Source organism: Mycobacterium sp. PSTR-4-N (assembly GCF_022348085.1).
Classification (GTDB): domain Bacteria; phylum Actinomycetota; class Actinomycetes; order Mycobacteriales; family Mycobacteriaceae; genus Mycobacterium.
Map to the genome: position 1 here is coordinate 1 of NZ_JAKRFN010000050.1, position 3,252 is coordinate 3,252.

Annotated in this window: 3 protein-coding genes; all 3 read left to right on the plus strand. The window is 63.7% G+C overall.

The annotated features are described in order from the left end of the window. Positions 1 to 175: 175 nt before the first annotated feature. Positions 176 to 1,303 carry a tyrosine-type recombinase/integrase gene (locus MHN84_RS29515; RefSeq protein ID WP_046363131.1) on the plus strand — a complete coding sequence of 376 codons (1,128 nt, stop codon included), beginning with the start codon at positions 176 to 178 and terminating at the stop codon, positions 1,301 to 1,303. Next, entirely contained in the window at positions 1,293 to 1,625 is a 333-nt protein-coding gene (locus tag MHN84_RS29520; RefSeq protein WP_024449211.1) for a helix-turn-helix transcriptional regulator, read from the plus strand. The genes MHN84_RS29515 and MHN84_RS29520 overlap by 11 nt, the downstream gene beginning before the upstream one ends. A gap of 332 nt (positions 1,626 to 1,957) precedes the next feature. Beyond that, positions 1,958 to 3,088, plus strand: coding sequence for a hypothetical protein (locus tag MHN84_RS29525; RefSeq protein ID WP_241207983.1), 1,131 nt, complete (start codon positions 1,958 to 1,960; stop codon positions 3,086 to 3,088). Positions 3,089 to 3,252 lie beyond the last annotated feature (164 nt).

The following is a 3,252-nucleotide window of genomic DNA, read 5'->3' on the forward strand; positions in this document are numbered from 1 at the left end:
GAAGGTCGCGAATCAACCTGAAGTTGACGCGTATATCTGGCGCATGGGACCAGCGCCGGATGCGCTTCATTGAACCACTTTCGTGTTCCTCCTGGTAGACGGATTTCGCTCGCAGGTGTGGTAACTTGCGGTTGTCATTGACAACTCTAAGTTGACGATAGATGGAGGTTCTCTTGTGAGCGTTCCGGGGTCGGCGCACTTGGTTCTTGCCTCGGGCGTGGTTCACCTGGACGAGGCCAGCGCAGTCTTCGAAGCGATGCTGTCTGGGTGGGGTCGTCAACAGGCGTCTCGGCTACTCGCTGCTGAGGCCACGATCGAGCCGCGGCTGGCGTTGGTGCGGCGGTTCGCAGAGTTCGCCGGGGCGCCTCCGTGGGACTGGACTGCCGGCGATGTCGAAGACTTCACGGCCGCTTTGATGTCGGGCCCGGAACGCAAAGCACCGTCGACCATTCGCGGCTATCACATGTCGTTGCGGATGTTCTGCGACTACCTACTCGATAGCCGCTACGGTTGGATCGCGCAATGCGAGAACAGGTTCGGACGGATCCCATCGCAGGTCTGTCACGACTACAACACCGCCGCGCATCTGGTCGACTACGAGGGCAAGCCCGCGCGTCGCCCGTTCACCTACGACGAACTGGAAACATTGTTCGATTTCCTCGATGATCGCGTCGATGTTCTCGCTCGGTCCAGGAACAAAGGCGCGTTCGCGGCGCTGCGCGACGCACAGATGATCAAGACGGCCTACGCCTTCGGTTTACGCCGCCGCGAGCTGTGCTATCTCGATCTCGCCGACCTGCGTCCGAACTCGCGGATGCCGGCCTGGGGCACGTTCGGCGCCGTCCACGTTCGCTACGCCAAATCACGTCGCGGCAGCTCTCCCAGGCGTCGCACCGTGCTCGCCGTTCCGGAGTTCGACTGGGTGATCGACGGACTGCGCCAATGGGTCGACCACGGCCGCCCACTCCTCAGCCCCGGGAACCGTCAAGAGCTCTGGCTGACCGAGCGTCGACGGCGCGTGGCGACCAAGACCATGGATAGGCGATTCGCCGTCGCACGGGTGCAAGCGGGACTGCCTGCCGAGCTCACCTTGCACTGCCTGCGGCACTCCTATGTCACCCATCTGATCGAGTTCGGTTATCCGGAGCGGTTCGTCACCGAACAGGTGGGGCACTCGTATGCCTCGACCACCGCGATCTATACCTCGGTGTCCGACGACTTCAAGACCAAAACACTGCAGGCGGCGCTGCGCCGCGTCTACGGATCATCCACGACGACAGGTGAAGGCGGAGATGAGCACTAGGACCGTGCTGCGGTGGAACCTGCGTCAGCTGATGGCCCAGAACGGAATGTTCGCCACCACCGACCTTGTCGCACCGCTGCACGAGCGTGGCGTGGAGATCTCCCGACAGATGGTGCACCGGATCGCGACCAAGCCCCCGCAGCGCATCAATCTCGACCTGCTCGCCGCCCTCTGCGACATCTTGTCGTGCACGCCCAACGACCTGCTCGAGCTCGTCGCCGAACAAGTCCGTGAGGCGCCCGCGGTCAACGACAGCGGACCCGGCATCGGCGACCTGCGACCCATCCGCGCCACCATCCGCCGCCCCCACGACAACCAGTGACTCAGCGGGCCTGCTGGGAGTGTGCAAGCACCATCCGGCTAACCCCACTGACGCACGGGCGTCGCATCTGTGTCGCATGCCGTCGCAGACGGCACTATCACCCCGAGAAATGCCCGCGGTGTGAGACCGTGCGGCCACTGGCGTGGCAGCTCGACGATGCCATCGTGTGCGCCTCCTGCGCCGGTGTCGCATCGATCTTCACCTGCAGCGAATGCGGCCGCGAAGAACACCCCTACGGGTTCTACCGATGCGCCCGCTGCTTCCTACGCGAGCGCCTCACCGAGCTGCTCACCGACCCGATCAGCGGCACGATTCATCACCGACTACGGCCCGTGTTCGACGAACTGATCAACGCCGACCGCCCACAGACGGTGCTCTGGTGGCTGCGAAAGAAGCCCGGTACCGGCCCGCAGCTCCTTCGCGACATGGCCTGCGGAACGCGTGAAATCAGCCACGACACCTTCAGCGATCTTCCCTCGGACCGAGCCCACGATTACTTGCGCAGCCTCCTGGTCGCGGTCGGCGTTCTGGGCCCGATCGACATCCGCGTCGAACGGATGCTGCCCTGGATCGAGGACGTTGTAGCCGAGCTTCCGGCCGAAGACGCCGCCATCGTTCGCCGATTCGCGCATTGGCATGTACTGCGCCAGATGCGCAAGGCCTCCCACGAGAACCGGCTGACGAGATCGATGACCGATGCCTGCCGTCGTCGCGTCCGCGTGGCGATTCAGTTCATGGCGTTTCTGCACACCCACGACGCCACTCCGGCGACAGCGACACAGGAGATGCTGGAGCGCTACCAGGCGCTCCACCGGAGGCCGCTCACTGCCGAGTACGCCTTCCTCGTCTGGCTACGCCAATCCCGCATCAACACCACACTGAGGGTCACCGATCCGCCACGGTCACCTCCCTCGGTAACCGTCTCGGATTCCCAGCGGTGGGCCGCCGTCGGGCGGCTGCTGCACGACGACACAATCCGCCGCAAAACCCGCATCGCGGGACTGCTCACATTGTTGTTCGCCCAACCTCTTTCGCGCATCGTCGCCCTGCGATCAAGCCAAATCTCGATCTCCGACGATCACGCCGTGCATGTCGTCTTCGCCGCCATCCCCATCCAAATGCCTCCCCTACTCGACGACCTCATCCGCGAGCATCTGGAGCAGCAATGCGAAAGCCGCTACACCCCATCCCATACGGGCTGGCTGTTCCCCGGCCGACTTCCCGGCACCCACCTGTCCACCGAGAACATCCGCACCCAGCTCGTCGCGGTCGGGGTGAAACCCTACGAACATCGCAAAGCCGCGCTCTTCCAGCTCGCCAGCGACATGCCCGCACCCGTGCTGGCCGAACTGCTCGCGATCACCACCAAGAACGCAGCCGCCTGGGCCAAACTCGCCGCCCGCGACTGGACCGATTACGTCACCGAACGCGGCAGATCAATGCCGCATCGAAGGCGGAGCTAACTCGCAACAGCGATGTCGTAACCACTCCATGCCGCCGAGGCCACGATTCGCCTGCTCTCGTCAAAGTTGTTCTTTGTCAATCCTCCTCGCCACAAGTCAAGCAATCGAGAAACGGGTTCAAGCAGTTGCGCGCCCTCAAGCGTCTGAGACGCCGAACCGCGGGT

Excerpts from the sequence above, each read along its gene's own strand:
- MHN84_RS29520 (WP_024449211.1), top strand. The coding sequence starts at position 1,293 with ATGAGCACTAGGACCGTGCTGCGGTGGAACCTGCGTCAGCTGATGGCC.